The organism is Shewanella sp. M-Br (assembly GCF_036245925.1).
In the GTDB taxonomy this organism is placed as follows: Bacteria; Pseudomonadota; Gammaproteobacteria; order Enterobacterales; family Shewanellaceae; genus Shewanella; species Shewanella oncorhynchi.
In genome coordinates, this window is record NZ_BJBV01000025.1 from 69,043 (window position 1) to 90,840 (window position 21,798).

At 45.7% G+C, this 21,798-nt stretch carries 10 protein-coding genes; 8 read left to right on the forward strand and 2 right to left on the reverse strand.

The features are described 5' to 3' along the window. Positions 1 to 207 precede the first annotated feature (207 nt). From pdhR to AAA952_RS18895, 7 genes are all read left to right on the forward strand, one after another. Positions 208 to 960: a pyruvate dehydrogenase complex transcriptional repressor PdhR gene (gene pdhR, locus AAA952_RS18865; protein ID WP_105250401.1), complete on the forward strand. Its 753-nt coding sequence runs from the start codon at positions 208 to 210 to the stop codon at positions 958 to 960. A gap of 81 nt (positions 961 to 1,041) precedes the next feature. After that, positions 1,042 to 3,708, forward strand: a complete 2,667-nt coding sequence (gene aceE, locus AAA952_RS18870; RefSeq protein ID WP_105250400.1) for a pyruvate dehydrogenase (acetyl-transferring), homodimeric type — start codon at positions 1,042 to 1,044, stop codon at positions 3,706 to 3,708. A 12-nt stretch (positions 3,709 to 3,720) separates the two neighbouring features. After that, positions 3,721 to 5,754, forward strand: a complete 2,034-nt coding sequence (aceF, locus tag AAA952_RS18875; protein ID WP_338258839.1) for a dihydrolipoyllysine-residue acetyltransferase — start codon at positions 3,721 to 3,723, stop codon at positions 5,752 to 5,754. 147 nt (positions 5,755 to 5,901) lie between these two features. After that, positions 5,902 to 7,329 carry a dihydrolipoyl dehydrogenase gene (gene lpdA / locus AAA952_RS18880; RefSeq protein ID WP_105250398.1) on the forward strand — a complete coding sequence of 476 codons (1,428 nt, stop codon included), beginning with the start codon at positions 5,902 to 5,904 and terminating at the stop codon, positions 7,327 to 7,329. Between the two features lie 393 nt (positions 7,330 to 7,722). After that, positions 7,723 to 12,216 (forward strand): EAL domain-containing protein, encoded by a 4,494-nt coding sequence (locus AAA952_RS18885; protein WP_338258841.1) that lies wholly within the window; start codon positions 7,723 to 7,725, stop codon positions 12,214 to 12,216. A gap of 281 nt (positions 12,217 to 12,497) precedes the next feature. After that, positions 12,498 to 14,714 (forward strand): patatin-like phospholipase family protein, encoded by a 2,217-nt coding sequence (locus tag AAA952_RS18890; protein WP_338258842.1) that lies wholly within the window; start codon positions 12,498 to 12,500, stop codon positions 14,712 to 14,714. 228 nt (positions 14,715 to 14,942) lie between these two features. Further along, the gene (locus AAA952_RS18895; protein WP_338258844.1) at positions 14,943 to 16,985 is read left to right on the forward strand and encodes a M13 family metallopeptidase; all 2,043 of its coding nucleotides are present in this window, start codon (positions 14,943 to 14,945) and stop codon (positions 16,983 to 16,985) included. Positions 16,986 to 17,066: 81 nt separating this feature from the next. On the opposite strand, the gene AAA952_RS18900 is transcribed toward AAA952_RS18895, so the two are convergent. Then, on the reverse strand, positions 17,067 to 17,408 hold the full coding sequence (locus AAA952_RS18900; RefSeq protein ID WP_028759308.1) for a DUF2845 domain-containing protein: 342 nt from the start codon (positions 17,406 to 17,408) through the stop codon (positions 17,067 to 17,069). Between the two features lie 95 nt (positions 17,409 to 17,503). After that, on the reverse strand, positions 17,504 to 18,163 hold the full coding sequence (gene hxpB / locus AAA952_RS18905) for a hexitol phosphatase HxpB (protein ID WP_338258845.1): 660 nt from the start codon (positions 18,161 to 18,163) through the stop codon (positions 17,504 to 17,506). 434 nt (positions 18,164 to 18,597) lie between these two features. Here hxpB and acnB point away from each other — a divergent pair, with 434 nt between their 5' ends. Further along, positions 18,598 to 21,195, forward strand: a complete 2,598-nt coding sequence (acnB, locus tag AAA952_RS18910) for a bifunctional aconitate hydratase 2/2-methylisocitrate dehydratase (RefSeq protein ID WP_338258846.1) — start codon at positions 18,598 to 18,600, stop codon at positions 21,193 to 21,195. Positions 21,196 to 21,798: the final 603 nt, after the last annotated feature.

Sequence of the window (21,798 nt, forward strand, 5' to 3'; positions counted from 1 at the left end):
AGCGCCTAGTGGGCGAAGTCCGTGCTTTTGTCAAATGGTCTGACCCCATAAACATTTTTTTCCGCTATGCTCTCTCTTCGTGGGTGCTTTTGATCGAGATCGCTTTTAAGGAGTGATCTTCAATCTGGACATCAAAACGCTGATTTGATAAAGTGCGCTCACTCAAAAAAATTGGTAAGACCAATTTACAACGGAGCTGAGCGCCTGATGGCCTATAGTAAAATTAATCAGCCAAAAATTTCTGACGTGATCATGGCGCAATTAGAGCAAATGATCTTAGAGGGGAGTTTACAGCCCGGTCAGAAGTTACCGCCTGAACGCGAACTGGCGATCCAGTTTGAAGTGTCTCGACCTTCTTTGCGTGAAGCTATTCAAAAGCTTGAGGCAAAAGGACTGTTAATGCGCCGCCAAGGCGGTGGTACTTATGTCAAAGAACAACTCTGGCAGACCCTTGCCGATCCTATTGTTGAACTGATGAATTCAGATCCAGAGAGTCAGTACGACTTACTGGAGTTCCGCCATGCCACCGAAGGCATGATGGCCTATTTTGCGGCCCTGCGTGGTACCGACGCCGATATGCAAAATATCAAGCGTATGATCCTCGAGGTGGAAGCCGCCACCGATATCGAACAAAAAGCTGCTGCGATTGTGCGTTTTTATCGTGCTGTGGCGGAAGCGTCACATAACGTGGCTATGTTACACCTCGTTCTTAGTTTAACCCCTGTGCTGCATCAAAATGTGGCGCAAAACCTGGAGCTTTTAAGCCGCCGCGAAGAAGCTTCTACTATGGCTAACGATCACAGACGGGCCTTGCTCGCTGCCATCGTTCGTCGTGATCCCGACGCCGCCAGAGAAGCCTCGAATGAACACTTAAGTTACATCGAAGAGGTGATGTTATCTGTGCGGGAAGAAGATAGCCGGTTGCAGCGAAGCTTGCGCCGTTTAAAGAGTGGCGCTTAAGTTCTGTGATTTAGCTGCCAGCTAAATCGGAATATGCCGCAAACACCATTCATTATCATGTATATAGAGAAGGACAGTGTCATGTCTGAAGATATGCTACAAGACGTAGATCCGTTAGAGACTCAGGAATGGGTTGATGCCCTGCAAGCCGTGTTGGAACAGGAAGGCCCAGAGCGCGCGCATTTTTTACTAGAAAAGCTGATCGATAAAGCGCGTCGTAATGGCACTCACTTGCCTTATAACGCCACAACGGCTTACCTGAACACTATCCCTGCGGGTCAAGAGCCGCACATGCCTGGCAACCAAGAGATGGAACGTCGCATTCGCGCCATCATCCGTTGGAACGCTTTAGCTATGGTGCTTCGTGGTTCTAAGAAAGATTTAGAATTAGGCGGCCATATTTCAAGCTTCGCCTCAAGCGCGACTATTTATGACGTATGTTTTAACCACTTCTTCCGCGCACCCAATGAAAAAGACGGTGGCGATTTAGTGTATTTCCAAGGCCATATTGCTCCTGGTATTTATGCGCGTTCATTCTTAGAAGGTCGTTTAAGCGAAGACCAACTGGCTAACTTCCGTCAAGAAGTGGATGGCAAGGGTCTGTCTTCATACCCACATCCAAAACTGATGCCGGATTACTGGCAATTCCCAACAGTTTCTATGGGCTTAGGCCCTATCCAAGCGATTTATCAGGCGCGTTTCCTGAAATATCTGACTGACCGTGGTCTGAAAGATTGTTCAGCACAAACCGTTTACTGTTTCTTAGGTGACGGTGAGTGTGACGAGCCAGAAGCCTTAGGTGCGATTGGTTTAGCGGCCCGTGAAGAATTAGATAACTTAGTCTTCATCGTTAACTGTAACTTACAGCGTCTTGATGGCCCTGTACGTGGTAACGGTAAGATCATCCAAGAACTTGAAGGCGAATTCCGCGGCGCAGGCTGGGAAGTGGTCAAAGTGATTTGGGGTCGTTACTGGGATCCATTATTGGCCCGTGATACAAGCGGTAAGTTACTGCAGTTAATGGAAGAAACCGTTGACGGTGAATACCAAAACTGTAAAGCCAAAGGTGGCGCTTATACTCGCGAACACTTCTTTGGTAAGTATCCTGAAACGGCCGAAATGGTTGCTAACATGTCAGATGATGACATTTGGCGCTTAAACCGTGGCGGTCATGATCCAGTGAAAGTGTACGCTGCCTTAGATCACGCACAAAAAACCAAAGGTCGCCCAACGGTGATTTTAGCTAAAACTGTAAAAGGTTATGGCTTAGGTGATGCGGGTGAAGGTAAAAACATCGCTCACAACGTGAAGAAAATGGGTATCGAGTCTATCCGTTACTTCCGCGATCGTTTCAATATTCCGATCCCAGATGACCAGTTAGAAGATCTGCCTTTCTATCACCCAGGTCCAGATTCTGAAGAAGTGAAGTACATGATGAGCCGTCGTGAAGCGCTGCATGGTAGCGTGCCACAACGTCGTCAAAAGTTCACTGAAGAGATGGAAGTGCCGTCACTGAAGATTTTCGATTCGATTTTACAGGGCTCTAACGGCCGTGAAATTTCATCGACTATGGCATTCGTTCGTGTTCTGACAGCCCTGCTGAAAGACAAGAAAATTGGCAAAAATATTGTGCCAATTATTCCTGACGAAGCTCGCACTTTCGGTATGGAAGGTTTGTTCCGTCAAGTGGGTATTTATGCTCACGAAGGCCAAAAATATATTCCGCAGGATTCTGACCAAGTTGCTTACTACCGTGAAGATAAAACCGGCCAAGTATTGCAAGAAGGGATTAACGAACTCGGCGCTATGTCTTCATGGGTATCAGCAGCGACGAGCTACTCAGTCAACGATACACCTATGATCCCGTTCTACATCTACTACTCAATGTTCGGTTTCCAACGTATTGGCGACATGGCTTGGGCTGCGGGTGACATGCGTGCTCGTGGTTTCTTAGTCGGTGGCACTTCAGGTCGTACAACGCTTAACGGCGAAGGTTTACAGCATCAAGATGGTCACAGCCACGTATTGGCGAACACTATCCCTAACTGTATTACTTACGATCCAACATACGGTTACGAAATCGCTGTTGTGGTACAAGATGGTATCCGTCGTATGTACGGTGAAAATCAAGAAGATATCTTCTACTACTTGACCACAATGAACGAAAACTATGAGCAACCAGCCATGCCAGAAGGTGCGGAAGTGGGCATAGTGAAAGGTATCTACAAGTTAGAAACGGTTGCGGGTTCAGGTAAAGGCAAAGTTCAGTTAATGAGCTGTGGCACTATCCTTGAACAAACCCGTAAAGCGGCGCAAGCACTGGCGAAAGACTTTGGTATTACTGCCGACGTATTCAGTGTGACCAGCTTTAACGAATTGACTCGTGATGGTCAAGCCGCTGAGCGTTGGAACATGCTGCACCCAACCGAAACGCCAAAACAAGCCTATATCAGCCAAGTGATTTCAAGTGATGCGCCTGCAATCGTCGCGACTGACTATATGAAGATTTACGGCGAACAGTTACGTGCTTATATTCCTACCGATTACAAAGTGTTAGGTACTGACGGTTTCGGTCGTTCAGACAGCCGCGAGAATCTGCGTCACCACTTCGAAGTGGATGCTAAGTTCATCGTTATTGCGGCACTGAAATCACTGGTTGATCGCAAAGAGCTGCCTGTCGATGTGTTAGCAAAAGCCATTAAAGAATATGGTATCGACGCTGACAAGATCAATCCACAGTACGCGTAAGAGGCAATGAAAATGGCTGAATTAAAAGAAGTTTTTGTTCCTGATATCGGCGGCGATGAAGTGCAAGTGATCGAAATTTGTGTGGCTGTGGGTGATACCTTAGCTGCAGAAGAATCGATTCTTACCGTCGAAAGCGACAAGGCGACTATGGATATTCCAGCGCCTTTCGCCGGTGTTTTAGCCGAATTGAAAGTGGCTGTGGGCGATAAAGTATCTGAAGGTACTTTGATTGCTATGATGCAAGCAGCGGGCGCGGCAGCTGCCGCTCCGGCTCCAGTTGCGGCACCCGCTCAGGCGGCACCAGCATCTGCTCCGGTTCAAGCGGCTCCTGCCACTGTGGCTGCAGCTCCTGCGACGGGCGCAACCAAAGTGGTTGAAGTGACAGTACCAGATATCGGTGGCGACACTGATGTATCGGTTATCGAAGTCCTGGTTGCTGTCGGTGACAAGATTGAAGTTGATAGCGGTTTAATTACCCTAGAAACAGACAAAGCGACGATGGACGTGCCATCACCTTTCGCGGGTGTGGTTAAAGACGTTAAAGTTGCGGTTGGCGATAAAGTGTCGCAAGGCTCTTTAGTCATCATGCTTGAAGTGGGCGGTGCTGCACCTGCTGTGGCTCCAAGCGTTAGCGCGCCAGCTGCAACTGTGGCTCAGGCTGCTCCTGCCGCTACGGTAGCGCCAGTGGCCGCAGCACCTGCAGCACCTGCTGCACCTGCTGCACCAGCGGCAAGTGTGGTTGCGGTAAAAGAAATTCAAGTGCCGGATATTGGCGATGCCAGCAATGTCGATGTGATCGAAGTGCTCGTCTCTGTCGGTGATGAAATCACTGCCGACCAAGGTTTGATTACGCTTGAAACTGACAAAGCCACCATGGAAGTGCCTGCGCCATTCGCCGGTAAACTGCTGTCTTTGACTGTTAAAGTGGGTGACAAGGTTTCGCAAGGTAGCGTCATTGCGACGATTGAGACGACTTCTGTTGCAACAGCAAGTGCTCCAGCACCTGCTGCACAAGCGGCGGCTCCTGCTCCAGTGAGCGCGGCACCCGTTGCTGCACCTGCAAGCCGTCCACCAGTACCCCATCACCCAAGCGCAGGTACACCTGTGTCTACTGGTGCGGTACATGCGTCTCCTGCTGTACGTCGTTTAGCCCGTGAGTTTGGTGTCGACTTGACCCAAGTGACAGGTTCTGGCCGTAAAGGTCGCATCATGAAAGAAGACGTACAGGCGTATGTTAAATACGAACTGTCGCGTCCGAAAGCGACTGCGGCAACTTCTGTTGGTTCAGGTAATGGCGGCGGTCTGCAAGTGATTGCAGCACCTAAAGTTGATTTCAGTAAGTTTGGTGAAGTGGAAGAGATTCCATTAAGCCGTATCCAGAAGATTTCTGGCCCTAACTTACACCGCAACTGGGTGACTATCCCTCACGTGACTCAGTTCGATGAAGCTGATATCACTGAAATGGAAGAGTTCCGCAAGCAGCAAAACGATGTAGCGGCGAAGAAAAAAGCCGATTACAAGATCACGCCTTTAGTGTTTATGCTGAAAGCTGTGGCTAAAACGTTGCAACAGTTCCCTGTGTTCAACTCGAGCTTAAGCTCTGATGGCGAATCACTGATCCAGAAAAAGTATTTCCACATCGGTGTGGCGGTTGATACGCCAAACGGTTTGGTTGTGCCAGTCGTGCGTGACGTGGATAAGAAAGGCATTATCGAGTTATCTCGTGAACTGGCTGATATCTCTATCCGTGCCCGTGATGGCAAGCTGAAATCTGCTGATATGCAAGGTAGCTGTTTCACCATTTCAAGTTTAGGTGGTATTGGCGGTACGGCGTTTACGCCTATCGTGAACTACCCAGACGTGGCGATTTTAGGTGTGTCTAAATCTGAAATTAAGCCTAAGTGGAATGGTAAAGAGTTCGAACCTAAATTGATGTTGCCGCTGTCACTGTCATACGATCACCGCGTGATCGATGGTGCCATGGCTGCACGTTTTAGTGTGACGCTGTCAGGAATTCTGTCCGATATTCGTACTTTGGTTCTGTAAGCATATAAGGCTGCTCATCTTGAGCAGCCTTTTGTTTATTGTGATCAGTATCAAACACAGGTTAAAATGCGCCCACCTTACGCGCTGGCGCATTTTCGGTTGGCAGGATAGCTCCTCCAACGGATTGAATGAGAATTAGAGGAAAACATGAGTAACGAAATCAAAACTCAGGTAGTGGTATTAGGTGCAGGTCCTGCAGGTTATTCTGCGGCTTTCCGTGCTGCTGACTTAGGTCTGGAAACCATCATAGTTGAACGTTTTAGCACTTTAGGTGGAGTGTGTCTTAACGTGGGTTGTATCCCATCTAAAGCCTTACTGCACGTTGCTAAAGTTATCGAAGAAGCCAAAGCGGTTGCCGCTCACGGTGTGGTCTTCGGCGAGCCAACTATCGATTTAGATAAGTTACGTGGCTTTAAAGAAAAAGTCATTGGCCAATTAACTGGCGGATTGGGCGGCATGTCCAAAATGCGTAAAGTTAACGTGGTTAACGGTTTTGGTAAATTCACTGGCCCTAACACGCTAGAAGTGACTGCTGAAGATGGCACTGTGACTAAAGTGACTTTCGAGCAAGCGATCATTGCTGCGGGTTCTCGTCCAATCAAACTGCCATTTATTCCGCATGAAGATCCACGTATTTGGGATTCGACTGACGCATTAGAACTGAAAGAAGTTCCAGGCAAGTTGTTAGTGATGGGTGGCGGTATTATCGGTCTAGAAATGGGTACTGTGTACGCTTCTTTAGGTAGCCAAATCGACGTGGTTGAGATGTTCGACCAAGTGATCCCTGCGGCTGATAAAGATGTGGTTCGCGTATTTACTAAGCAAATCAAGAAGAAGTTCAACCTGATCCTTGAAACTAAAGTCACAGCGGTCGAAGCCCGTGAAGACGGTATTTATGTTTCTATGGAAGGTAAGAGCGCGCCAACTGAAGCTGTTCGTTACGATGCCGTATTAGTGGCTATTGGCCGTGCACCTAATGGTAAGTCGTTAGATGCTGAAAAAGCAGGTGTTAACGTTGATGAGCGTGGCTTTATCAAGGTTGATAAGCAACTGCGTACTAACGTACCGCACATTTATGCTATCGGCGACATCGTTGGTCAACCAATGTTGGCTCACAAAGGCGTGCACGAAGGCCATGTAGCGGCTGAAGTTATCGCTGGCATGAAGCACTACTTCGATCCAAAAGTCATCCCATCAATTGCTTACACTGACCCAGAAGTCGCTTGGGTTGGTCTGACTGAGAAAGAAGCGAAAGAGCAAGGTATTGCTTACGAAACCGCAACTTTCCCATGGGCTGCAAGTGGTCGTGCGATTGCGTCAGATTGTTCTGAAGGTATGACTAAGCTGATTTTCGACAAAGACACTCACCGCGTGATCGGTGGTGCTATTGTGGGTGTTAACGGCGGCGAGCTGTTGGGCGAAATCGGTCTAGCGATTGAAATGGGTTGTGATGCTGAAGATTTAGCATTAACCATTCACGCTCACCCAACACTGCACGAATCAGTAGGCTTAGCGGCTGAAATGTACGAAGGTTCTATTACTGATTTGCCAAACCCAAAAGCAAAGAAAAAGTAATTTAGCTGTCGATTAAAAAAGCGCTCACTTGAGCGCTTTTTTATTGCCTGTATTTTTTTGTAACTTTTATGTAAACAAGCGGATGAATTGAAGGGATTGAGCTGCTACAGTACAGATATACCCAAGCGACCTCAAAATACGAGTTTCAGAGCGCCCAGGGTGCTTCAATTCAAGGCGCATCAATGAAAAAATGTGGCCACCTTTTGAATTGATGCAACACGGAAGTGGAGTGCCCTGGGTGCTCCGTCCCGGCGGCTGATGTTAACCACGGGGTAACGCACTTTATGCGGTGTTGGCTATTTTTGACTTAGCCCACTAGGCCTGCAAATAGCCGTCTTGCCTAAAGTGCGTTAAATTCCCGCTGAATGCTGCATTTTGAGGTGGTTTGGGTATATGTATGAAGTAAGTTGTCACATGCAAACAAAAATAATTAGAACAATTCTGACATGTTTCATCCTTTCACTGATTAGCGTCCATTCGGCTTGGGCGGGCGGCTTCGTGCAGCGTGTTTTTACCGATAGAGACGGTTTAGCTGTCACCAGCATCCGAGGTTTAGCCTTAGATGACTATGGTTTTGTATGGGCAGCGACTGAGCAGGGCTTGTATCGGGTCAGTAATTCTAAGGTGCGGCGCATTGATAAAATTGGCACGGAATCACGGCTTGCGGATGACTTTTTAACGACAGTGGTGAACATCGACCGAGACAAGTTATTGGTCAGCACCAATGCCGCGATTTACCTTTACGATATAGTACAAAATCAATTTACCGCGTTTGGCTCTCCCTATCTATTCCCGCAGTTTCCAGGTGGTGCGCTGATATCGGCAGCCCGCAAGAATAGCAAAACATGGCGATTATTAATTGATAATGGTCAGATCTATGAGTTTTCCCCTTCAAAGTCTGAACTGCGCCTTATCACTCAATTAGCTGTTAATCGCGACCTTCCTTGGCGCAAGTTATTGCTTATGCCCAATGGACACATGTTGGTTGCGGGGCAGTTGCAACTAGAGCTCCTCGATAACAAGGGCGAACGGCTGTTCCAATACCCTTGGACCGAATCTATGGGCAGTATTCTCGATATGTTGGAGGATACTCAACATAGGATCTGGATTGCGACAGGGCGTGGTGTTTATCAATTAGATCAAATCGCTCATCAAATTACATCTGTGCCAGAATTACCCGATTGGAGCACAGCGATCATTGAAGATGCTAAAGGGTATTTGTGGTTTGCCAGTCGTATTGGCTTGTTAAAATGGTCGCCTGAGACGCGGTTGATTGAGAATTATCAGCAAGAGTTGAAGGCTGAGGCCAACATGGAAACGCTGAAAGCCATGTTGTTTGATGATGCAGGCTTGATGTGGGTTGGAGGCTCTGGTGATGGATTGGCATTGTTAGCGTCACCGCCTGATTTCATTCTTGATACTTATGCGGCAGATAAACCCTATCAGCTGAGCGATGCCATGACTTGGTCTGTACATGCCAGTGATGAAGGGGTTTGGCTCGGTTCTTCTAGTTTAGATTTTGTTGCTAAGGGCAGTAAAAAAGCGGTTAACATTCCGATTGAGGGGTTTAATCCCCACGAAAGTATTTATGATATTAGTGAGTTTGAGGACCATTATTTACTGATCTCAACAACCAGTGGTCTTTTTGTTATTGATAAAGAGACCTTGCAAGGCAGCAGTTTTTCTAAATGGACTCACGGTCAGGATGACTTTAAAAATAAGCTCATATATAAAACTTATCGGGATCCCAAACTGAAAGGACGTGTCTGGATTGCGACTACCACGGGACTCTATTTTTGGGAAATGGGACTCTATGAGCCCCAGCCATTTGATATTGATAAGTCATCGAACGAATTTGATGGCCCCAAGCGGCCAGTGATCCGCACGATTTATCGTACCTCTGACGGTCGTCTTTGGGTTGGCGGTAAAAAAGTCTTTGGTTATATAGACAGTCAAAACGAGTTTCATGATCAACGGCACTTATTTAATGCTTTTGCGGCACAACCAACGATTAGCCATATTGAAGAAATGTCCCCGGGAATTATCTGGTTTGGTTCCTATGAAAAAGGTTTGTTTGAATATAATCAGCAGGCGGAATCGTTAGTTTCACTGACTTCCGAATGGCAATTAAATTGTAGTTCAGTGTTTTTTATTCAAAAGACCCCTAAGTCAAATCTTGTGGGTTGTGCTGATTCTTTGATTCGTCAGGATATTCAAACTGGCAATATTGCCATGTTTAATCAGCTCGATGGTTTGATTTCCGATGAAATGAACGAGGGCGCTTATTTTTATTCGCCAAAAACAGGCTTTTACTTAGGAACACCTGAAGGTGTCATGCGACTCGATGTCAATAGGCTGGTCAATCGTATAACCGATGACCATGTGATGCTTGAATCTGTCTCTGTGTACTATAACAACACGACAGAAGTATCCTTGTTGCCGCGTAACCTGATGACTATCAAACCCGATGCGAATATGGTGAGTTTTCAAATCACTAACTTAGATTACCTCGATGATTCGCCAATCCAATTTAAATACCGATTACGTTATCAGGATGAAGATAGCCATTACGTCTTGTTGCAGGGGGAATCTCAGATCAACCTCGCAGGATTAGCGGCTGGTGGCTATGTGCTAGATATTTTGAGTCAAGTGAATGGGATATGGTCAGATAAGCCGTTCTCATATCCTTTTTATGTTGAGCAGCATTGGTGGTTATCCCAAGGTTTTAAAGGTATTTTGCTGCTGTTATTTTCTATTATTGCTCTAAGTCTTGCTTGGTACCGACAACGACAGATTAATACATTTAAGCAGATGAATCTGGCATTAACGGAGAGTGAAGACAGGTTAAGGCAGTCTTTGCGCGGCAGTGACTCAGATCTCTGGGAGTGGCATAAAAATACTCAGGCATTTCACCTTGATAATCGCGGTTTGGTGCTTGGTACGCATGCCAATGAGATTGTGGTGAGCTTAGAGGATTTGCGTGTGCATCCGCAGGATAGGGAGAAAGCTCTCGCTCAGTGGGATAACATGATGGCGGGTGAGATTGACCGATTCGAGGCCGAATATCGCTATCAGCGTAAGGACGGTAATTGGGGGTGGCTGAGGGTTAGAGGGCGGCCAGTTGCTCGCAATAAGCACTCAAATGAAATTGAACGGGTCGCGGGTATTTATAGCGATATTACTGTGCAACGCCAGCTAGAAGATGAAATTAATTTATTGGCGAAAGCGTTTGGCAATACCTCTGAAGGTGTGTTGATTTTAGATGTCGAAGGCGGTATTCGCGTTGCGAATTACGCTGCGCAACAAATTATTGGTATAGATTCTGACGACTTAGTTGGGCAACCATTTGCACAATTCGTACAGATGAATGACGGGTTAGCATCGGAGATTAAGCAACTTCTCCGTGATAGTCAGTCTTGGACCGGAGAGCGGGAGTTAATCCGTTCCAATCAGCAACTCTGTCCTGTGTGGCTAAACGTGTCGGTGATGCAAAGCATTAACGGGAAAGTAACCCACTATGTGGTGGTATTCTCGGATATCACTGAGCGTAAACGTACTGAAGCCGATTTACGCCGTTTGGCTAATTACGATGTGCTTACTGGTTTGCCAAATCGCTCCTTATTTTCTAGCCGTCTATTACAGTCGATTCAAGCTGCGCAACAAACAGGTGAGAAACTGGCGCTATTGTTTTTAGATCTCGATAGATTTAAGCATGTTAATGATTCCTATGGTCATAGCATGGGCGATGCACTGCTGGTCGAAGCATCAAGCCGACTGCAATCTTGTATTTCCAGCGAGCATTTACTCTGTCGTTTTGGTGGCGATGAATTTGTGATTTTACTCCGCAATGCAAACAGCATTGACGATATTAACCATGTCGCCGAGCGCCTGTTGGAGCAAATTGTCGCGCCTTTTAAGTTATATGGTAGGGAATTTTATATTTCGACCAGCATAGGCATCAGTATTTGGCCCGACGATGCGGTGCAGCCTGAGGCTTTTATCAAGAATGCCGATCTTGCTATGTACCATGCCAAAGAAGAAGGGCGAGGCAATTTCCAATATTATTCCTCGGAGCGTAATGCTCAAGCCCTCTATCATTTACGGCTTGAGGCCGATTTACGCAAAGCTATAGAGCGGCAAGAGTTCGAGCTTTATTACCAGCCGCAAATTGATATTTTACGTAACGATAAGCTCATAGGAATGGAGGCATTAATTCGCTGGAAACATCCGCTGGACGGCTTTATTCGTCCCGATATTTTCATTAAAGTTGCTGAGGCTTGCGGTTTAATTGTTGATATTGACCGTTGGGTATTAAGACAAGCCTGTGTGCAGGGGGCCAATTGGACTAAGCGCTATGGCTCGGGCTTTAAGTTGTCGGTTAATATTTCGGCGGTGCATTTTAGGCAGCCAGATTTTATTGAAGATATTCAAAGAATTTTACAAGAAACCCAAATGCCAACAGCATCTTTAGGATTAGAAATCACCGAAGGCGTATTGATGAAGGAGTTGCATGTCGCTAAAGACCATCTTACTCGATTGAAATCTTTGGGGATCGAGGTTGCCATCGATGACTTTGGTACTGGGTATTCTTCACTTGCTTATTTGCGTAATTTTGAGGTCAATACTCTAAAAATTGATCGCTCCTTTTTGATTGATATCGCCACTAATACCGCAGATCAGGCGATTGTGAGCAGTATTATTGAATTAGCCCGTAACCTTAAATTAAATGTGGTTGCTGAAGGGATTGAGACGGTTGAGCAGTTAGAGCAAGTATTTAGCCGTGGCTGTTATATTATTCAAGGGTATTATTTTGCTAAACCTATGTGCGTTGATGATTTTGAGCGCTATTTAGAGACAGATAACAAAATCGTCTCTATTGATCATTAAGCTAGAAACATAGTCTATTATTGGCTCGCGAATACTTAATATTTGTACAGCTGATGGGCAATCGTCTGCACGATATAAGCCAGTGAGCTTGAGATGTAAACGTTATCGTCTTCAGTGGTGATGGATATTTTGTTTAGCGGTTTATTCAATTAAACTTCATCTGTTTGTATAAAGAGTACACAAACTTATCACTAGTCGGTCCAGATAAAATATGACTGACGGTTAAATCGATAAGTTTGTTAATATAACTCGGATTTTTATCCCATAAAAAGTAGCCTCACATGATGCGTCAACTACTCGCTTCTATTATTTTGTGTTTGTGTGTTACCCCGTCTTTGGCTGCAGAGCGCCTTAAAATTGGTGTCGTACTCAGTGGTGGTGGTGCTAAAGGCGCCGCTCACGTGGGCGTGCTCAAAATATTAGAAGAACATAATATCCCCGTTGATTACATCGCGGGCACCAGCATAGGTGCCTATGTCGCTGGCATGTATTCACTGGGTTACAGTGCGAGTGAAGTTGAAGCTATCATGATGGGGGTCAATTGGGACAGTGGTTACTCGGACACCATACCGCGCAATATTTTGAGTTACAGGGATAAACAGTTACGCGACCGTTACAATATTCCGTTAAATATTGGCTATAACGAAGGCCAAGTGAGGGCGCCAAGTGGTTTACTGCGTGGTCAAACAATGTCGCAGCTATTGCGACAATCGACGGATTTAGTGAGTCAGTTTGGTGATTTTGATGATTTAGCCATTCCCTACAGAGCGGTGGCAACTGACTTAGAAACCAGCTTACCGATTGTTATCAACCACGGCAGCATAGTCAAGGCGATGCAGGCCTCTGCCACAGTACCCGGTGCACTACAACCTACGCAAATTGATGGTAAATTGCTCGTCGATGGCGGCATTGCCAACAATATGCCCATAGATGTGGTTAAAGCCATGGGCGCCGATATCATTATTGCCGTCGATATTGGCTCGCCTCTGGTCAAAAAAGATAAATTAGACAGTACCATTGCGGTACTGGATCAACTGTCTAATTTCCTGACCAATGCCAGCACCGCCAAGCAAAAGGAGCTGCTGACAGAGAATGATGTGTTGATCCGCCCCGCGATTGATGCTTTAAGCACCACAGATTTTACTATCATGCCGTTGGCATTAACCCTTGGAAAAGAAGCCGCTAATGGTCAGCTTTATAAGTTGAGCAGTATGAGCGTGAGCCCTGAGGAATATGCCGCCTACGTCGAGGCTAAAAAAGCCAAAGGTAAATTATTAATGGCGGATGTACGTCATCCCATTAATGAAATCGTATTTGATAACCAATCTAAGGTTAGTTTGAATCTATTGACGGAAACCTTGGATATTAAACCTGGGCAAGCTGTATCTAAAGACGAGCTTAATGAGGCGTTAAAGCGTATTTATTCCCTCAATAAATTTGAACGTGTCGATGCTGAATTTGTAGAAGGTGAGGATGGCCGCATACTCACAGTCACCACTAAGGCTAAGTCTTGGGGGCCGAATTATTTCCAACTGGGCTTTAATTGGGAGGATGACTTTAATTCAGAATCTGCCATCAGTTTTGACATGGCTTATACCATGACCGATTTGACCTTTAATGGCGGCGAGTGGCGCAATGAGGTCAAACTCGGCATTGAAAAGTTGTTTGCAACTGAGTTTTATCAGCCTTTAGACAGGGACCAACAGTTCTTTAGCCGTGCCCGCTATCAATACGATACCCGTGATTGGGACTTATACGATAATAACAGTCGTATCTTAACCTTCGATAAGAAAACCCATACTATTGAATTAGGCATAGGTTATAACTACACCTTACAAGGGATGATTGAGTTAGGCTTAGTCGCAGAGAAGGGGTCGATAGTCAATGATGTCTGGCTAACGCAGGACTTAGATTTTAGTTCCTATGGTGCTTACTTTAGGTTCGGTTACGATAGCTTAGATAGCATTAGCTTTCCAACATCGGGTAATCGCGTAACTTTAAACGTCTATGTGCGCAATGAAGATTTCAATGACAGTATCGACGATAATCAAAACCAATTTAGCGTGCAAATAGAGGCCGACTGGAAAGGTGCCTTGAGTGTCGGTAACCACGCTTTTGTTGGTAAGGCATCAATTGCTACTAACAATAATGATGGGGTCAATACGCTGCATTTATCTGAGCTGGGAGGATTCTTAAACCTGTCTGGTTACCATAAAGACTCAATTATGGGCGCACATAAAGTGTTTGGGGCCTTTATTTATCAATATGATCTCGGGCGTGATGCGCTAGGTATGACAGATTACCCTCTATACCTAGGTTGGAGCTTAGAGGCGGGAAATGTCTGGGACGAGCGCACTGACGTCACCCTGACCGATCTGATTTATGCATCGAGTCTTTATATCGGTACAGATACTTCCATGGGACCCGCAGCACTTGGTTTTGGGATCACAGATCTTGGCGATAAGTCTTTCTATTTATTTGTGGGTAAAAACTTCTAGTTTGATATTTGTGTAAAGAACTTAAGGGCATGACTGAGGTTGTGCCCTTACTTTTTGGTCGATGGAAAAACTATAAGCGTCATCCCTATGGAAGTTACCTTGCCGAAATAGCTAAGAGTGTCGCTAAAGTGTCATATCCTTTTACAAAATCTTACTACTGTGAGGCGTGTCAAGATGCTAAGGTTTTGCGGGAAAAATAATAACTCTCAACGGAAGCTGGGGAAAACAATGAAGAAGATAAGCACACTGGCACTGAGTATCGCCTTGAGTTTAGGTTTAGCGGCTTGTAGTACTGAGCCTAAAACTGAAGCCGTCGCGGTGTCTGGCATTGAATTGCAAAACTTTGATGCCTCAGTTCGCCATCAAGATGATTTCTATTACAGCGTTAATGGAAAATGGTTGGCAAATACGCCTATTCCAGCTGACAAATCTAACTATGGCGCGTTTTCTGTGTTGTACGACCAAAGCCAAGATGCATTGAAGAAAATTATCGACGAAGCGGCCGCTAAAAAGAATCCTGCTGCAGGCTCTAATGAACAGAAAATCGGTGATTTCAATGCTAGCTTTATGAATACCGATTTGCTTGAAACATTAGGTGTTACTCCGCTTAAGCCATTGCTGGCCGATATCGCTGCCGCAAAAACGCACGCTGACTTACCCGCTGTGATGGGTAAATTACTGACGACGGGTTCTGGTATTCCTTTTGGTTTTTACGTCAATAATGACGCTAAAAACTCAACTCAGTATGCGGTGTATTTAAGCCAGTCAGGCCTCACGCTACCGGATCGAGATTATTACCTTAAAGATGACCCTAAATTTGCCGCTAATCGTCAAGCCATGGCGAAGTATGTGACAGAGATACTGACTGAAGCGGGTTACAAGGACGCTAAACGTGCGGCTAAAAACGTCGCTGACATCGAAATGATGATCGCCAAAAGTCAGTGGAGCCGAGTCGAATCCCGTGATGCCAACAAGGCATACAACAAGTTAGATCGTGCTGAACTGCAAAAGTTAACCAGTCAATTCGATTTTAATGCCTTTGCTGCGAGTGCGGGCTTAGGCGATAAAGTGACTGAAGTGATCGTGCGTCAGCCTTCTTATTTTGAAAAACTCGGCGCCAGTTTCGAGACATTCCCTGTATCGGCTTGGCAGGATTATCTTGCGTTCCACTTAGTGGATAGCTACGCCGAGTTACTGAGTAAAAACTTTGTTGATTTGAACTTCGCCTTTAAGAGCAAAACCTTAATGGGTATCGAAGAGCAGCAGCCACGCTGGAAAAAAGCAGTTGATGGTGCTGACCAAGTGATTGGTGAGTTAGTGGGTGAAGAGTATGTTAAGCAATACTTCAAGCCAGAAGCTAAAGCACGCATGGAAACCATGATCAAAAACTTGATCAAAGGTTTTGAAGTCAGCATTAATGAACTTGAGTGGATGACGCCAGAAACCAAAGTCGCCGCCCAAGAAAAACTGGCTAAATTTACCTACAAAATTGGCTATCCAGATAAATGGAAAGATTACTCAGGTTTAGATATCAAGGCTGATGAGTTAGTCGGTAACTACATGCGTTACGCTCAGTTTGAATATCAAGACATGATCAACAAGCTAGGCAAGCCAATTGATCGGACCGAATGGGGCATGACACCACAAACGGTGAATGCTTATTACAGTCCAGTTAAAAACGAAATTGTGTTCCCTGCTGCGATTCTGCAACCGCCATTCTTTAATATGGATGCCGATGATGCCGTTAACTACGGTGGTATAGGTGCCGTAATCGGCCATGAAATTAGCCATGGTTTTGATGACCAAGGCGCTAAATACGATGGTGATGGCAACCTGCGTGATTGGTGGTCAGATAAAGACAGAGAAGAGTTCCAAAAACGCGGTAAGCAGTTGTCTGCCCAATACTCAGGTTATGAGGCAATGCCCGGCAAGTTTGTTAACGGTGATTTGACCTTAGGGGAAAACATCGGCGACTTAGGTGGTTTAACCGTAGCGGCACGTTCGTATTTGATGAGCCTTAACGGCAAACCAGCGCCTGTGCTTGATGGTTTAACGGGCGAGCAACGCTTCTTTGTGGGTTGGTCGCAAGTATGGCGCCGTAATTACCGTGATGAAGAGCTGAGCCGTCGTTTGCTGACAGATCCGCATTCACCGAGCCATTATCGTGCCATGGGTACGCCACGTAACGTGGAAGCCTTCTATAAGGCCTTCGATATGAAAGAAGGCGATAAAATGTATTTGACGCCAGATGAACGTGTAAAAATCTGGTAATACATGCAGTTGATTTAAATAAGAAAAGCCAGACATTGTCTGGCTTTTCTTATTGATGACCATAATCTAGGATTCTGCTGATTAATGCCCGTAACCTAAGGATTCAATTTTTGTGACTTTATTATCAGTGGCATACAGGCGACGCATTAAGCGTGTTGGTCCAAAGTCATAGGTCCATTCTTGATACTCAGTTGGCAACTTGCTGGGATCGATCACCCTGTCTCCGTTAGCGTTGAGATAAGTCGCGGGTAAACTGTATTCTCGAATATCACTGGGCGAGCCGCATTTATCCTGCACAGTCGTTAAAGTATCGCCCGTATTGATCACTTGTTGTTTACAGTGCATGGTCTCACCTGCGCTAGCGGGTAAACAGGTGGACATGAGTATTAAGCCCATGGGCAGTATTAAGGACAGGTACTTCACATTGAATTCCTTCTGGTGCATACACCATTGTGCTATTTATCCGTAGGGCAAAGACTAAGCTTATTCGCCCTGCAGAAACTCGGTGTGTTGTGACGTTATTTTGCCAAAATTGTTGTTAATGCCAACAAACTCTCGGCCTGATGATGGGCGATAATCCACTTAGCATCGCCTCTTTGTTCTGGCGCAGGGATCGCGACCGTTTGCATGTTGGCTGCTCTGGCGGCAATTAAGCCGTTAAAGGAATCTTCGATGGCAAGACAACAACGGGGATCAACATCTAACGCCTTAGCGCAATTCAAATAAACTTCTGGGTGGGGTTTGCCATAGGTGAGTCCCTCGGCCGATTGTACTGCCATAAATTTATCACTGAGTCCTAGCTTAGAAAGAACTGCCTCAATAATAGTGTAGAACGACGAGGTCGCTAAGCCGATTTTAAGGCCAAGCGCTTGGCAGTGAGCAATCGCTTCGTGGACGCCCATCATAGCTTCGCCGCTAACCAGAATTTCATTTGCAACTTTATCAACAATCGTTTGGCTGACCTTGGCATTATCATAGTGTGGCCAAGGTGCCTTGTGGTACCAATAATCGACGCATTGATCGATGCGTAAGCCCGTGGTTTGTTGAATCGTCTCTATCGTCACTGGCACGCCGAGTGCGGATAACACTTCATACTCGACTCGCTGCCATAGGGGTTCTGAATCGATTAAAACGCCATCCATATCAAAAATAACGGCTTGAATGCTAAGGGATGTCATTGGTACTCCGATGGACTAAGGAAATAACTGAGATATGCAGTAAATTAAGCCTGAGTGTAAGTTCTCGCACTGCATCTTAAAAGCCAAAATGCAGCAAGATGAGAAAAATTTATACCTATTTGCTCTGGGGCGCGGAAAATTGCTTGTTCGATTTAAAATTAATGAAACATTGTTAACCATTTGTAGTGTATGGTTTTTTGTCTGTTTTCAAACTATTGTCTAATTTCACTTGTTTTAATCTTCCCGTAAGTTGGCATTCGCCGCCGGATTTAGTCCTTATTTCGCTTTTTGCCGAGTGTGACCTGATTCATACTTTTGCAAAGCTGTAGTATACTGCAGGCCGGAAATACGGGTCGATCATGTCGGACTGTCAGCTTCAATTAAGAAGACGTGCAGTTTCGTTGTTAGAGCGCCAAACAAAGAGGAATGTTGCCGTGCTAGAAGCATATCGTAAACACGTCGCAGAACGTGCTGCAGAGGGCGTAGTCCCTAAGCCATTAGATGCACATCAAGTGGCTGAACTGGTTAAGTTAGTTCAAAACCCACCCGCAGGTGAAGAGGCTTTCGTTCTCGACCTGCTTGAAAATCGAATTCCCCCAGGTGTTGATGAAGCTGCTTATGTTAAAGCTGCTTTTTTAGATGCGGTTGCCAAAGGCACTGAAAAATCACCGATTCTGTCAGCTGAGCGTGCTACTGAGTTGTTAGGCACAATGCAAGGCGGCTACAACATCGAACCTCTGATCGCGCAGCTGGATAACCCAACGTTAGCACCTTTAGCCGTTAAAGCTTTATCTCACACTCTGCTGATGTTTGATTCTTTCCACGATGTGGTTGAGAAGATGGAAGCGGGCAATGAGTTTGCTAAGCAAGTGGTTGAAGCGTGGGCGAATGCAGATTGGTATTTAAGCCGTCCAAAACTGGCCGACAAAGTCACTCTGACAGTATTTAAAGTTTCTGGTGAAACCAACACCGATGACTTGTCACCTGCACCAGATGCATGGTCACGTCCTGATATCCCATTGCACGCGTTAGCTATGCTGAAAAACGCCCGTGATGGTATCGAGCCTGATGTTGCTGGCGCCGTTGGCCCAGTGAAAAAAATTGAAGCATTAAAAGCACAAGGTCATCCATTAGTATATGTGGGTGACGTTGTGGGTACGGGTTCATCACGTAAATCTGCGACTAACTCAGTACTATGGTTTATGGGCGATGATATTCCATTCGTACCTAACAAGCGCGCCGGCGGTTTCTGCCTTGGCGGTAAAATTGCACCGATTTTCTTCAACACTATGGAAGATGCGGGTGCACTGCCAATCGAGCTTGACGTAAACAAGATGGAAATGGGCGATGTGATTGACATCTACCCATACGCCGGTGTGGTTAAGCGTCACGATAGCGACGAAGTAATTTCAGAATTCAGCTTAAAAACGGAAGTCTTGTTAGACGAAGTTCGTGCTGGTGGTCGTATTCCATTGATCATCGGTCGTGGTTTAACTGACAAAGCCCGTGACGTATTAGGCTTAGGGTTATCTGACGTCTTTGTACGTTCTCAAGATGTCGCTGATACCGGTAAAGGTTATACGCTTGCGCAGAAGATGGTCGGTAAAGCTTGTGGCGTAGCGGGTGTGCGTCCTGGTCAATACTGCGAACCTAAGATGACGTCTGTCGGTTCACAAGATACCACTGGTCCTATGACCCGTGATGAGCTAAAAGATTTAGCTTGTTTAGGTTTCAGTGCTGATTTGACTATGCAGTCATTCTGTCACACTGCGGCTTATCCAAAGCCAGTGGATGTGAACACACATCATACTCTGCCAGATTTCATCATGAATCGCGGCGGTGTATCACTGCGTCCAGGTGACGGTGTTATCCACTCGTGGTTAAACCGTATGCTGCTACCAGATACAGTTGGTACGGGTGGTGACTCACATACGCGTTTCCCAATAGGTATTTCATTCCCTGCGGGTTCTGGCTTAGTAGCGTTTGCTGCTGCGACTGGCGTTATGCCACTCGATATGCCTGAATCCGTATTAGTGCGCTTCAAGGGCAAAATGCAACCGGGTATCACACTGCGTGATCTGGTTCATGCTATCCCATTAAAAGCCATTGAACTGGGCATGCTGACCGTTGAGAAGAAAGGTAAAGTAAACATCTTCTCTGGTCGCGTACTGGAAATCGAAGGTCTTGAAACCTTGAAAGTTGAACAAGCTTTCGAATTGTCTGATGCTTCAGCTGAGCGCTCTGCTGCCGGTTGTACCATCAAGTTAGACAAAGAACCTATCATTGAATACCTGAACTCAAACATTATCATGCTCAAGTGGATGATCGCTGAAGGTTATGGCGATCGTCGTACGATTGAACGTCGTATCAAAGGCATGCAAGAGTGGTTAGCCAATCCTGAGCTGATGAGCGCCGATAAAGATGCTGAGTATGCTGCAGTAATCGAAATCGACTTAAATGACATCAAAGAGCCAATCCTGTGTGCGCCAAACGATCCTGATGATGCCGTTTTACTGTCATCTGTTGCACAAACTAAGATTGACGAAGTGTTCGTAGGTTCTTGTATGACCAACATCGGTCACTTCCGCGCAACCGGTAAGATGCTAGACAAGTTTGCTAAAACCCTGCCAACACGTTTGTGGATTGCACCACCGACTAAGATGGATAGAGATCAGCTGACTGAAGAAGGCTACTACGCGATTTTTGGTCGTGTAGGCGCGCGCATCGAGATCCCAGGTTGTTCACTGTGTATGGGTAACCAAGCACGTGTAGCTGAAGGTTCAACTGTGGTATCGACTTCTACCCGTAACTTCCCTAACCGTTTAGGTACAGGTGCTAACGTTTACTTAGCCTCTGCTGAACTGGCTGCGGTTGCTGCGCTGTTAGGTCGTCTGCCGTCACCTGAAGAATATCAAGAATACGCTAAAGAGTTAGACGCAACTGCAGCTGACACATACCGTTACTTGAACTTTGATCAAATCGAGTCTTACACAAAAAAAGCATCGGAAGTGATCTTCCAGACAGCTGTGTAATCGATTGCCGTTAAGGTAACTTGATGTAAAAAGCCAGCGTAAGCTGGCTTTTTTGTGGGTTTGTTTTATTTCTACATCTATATGCACCAATGAACCCTATCATAGTCATGCTTTAGTTCTTACATCACAAACTCGCTACTTACTAATGGTCACGCGTTGTCGCTATTAAAACAAATCCATTTAAGCCGATCCGTAGGTCAATCACACGCTTAGCCTCGTTTAATCTTCATTTTAAAAGACGAAAGTCTTCTATTTTTATAACTACTAACAAATCATCTGATGGCTTTTGGCTATACATAATGCGAAACAAAGGCGTAGTCTTGACTGAATTGTGGATAACTTTGGGGGTAAGTGGTGGGTATGGTGTGGCTAGATTAGATAATTAGAATTAACTGCAAATTTCCTTAAAATAGGGGTTGCGGACTTTCTTAATCTCCCTATAATGCGCATCCACTGACACGGCAGACAGCGTTAAGCAGCCTGATGTAACAGTTCATTAATGAGTTTAGTGATTGATGAGTGTTGAGAAAGTTTGCAAAAACTCCTTGACGCGAAACGGAAAATGCGTAGAATACGCAGCCCTAGCCAACTGGAAGCGTTCTA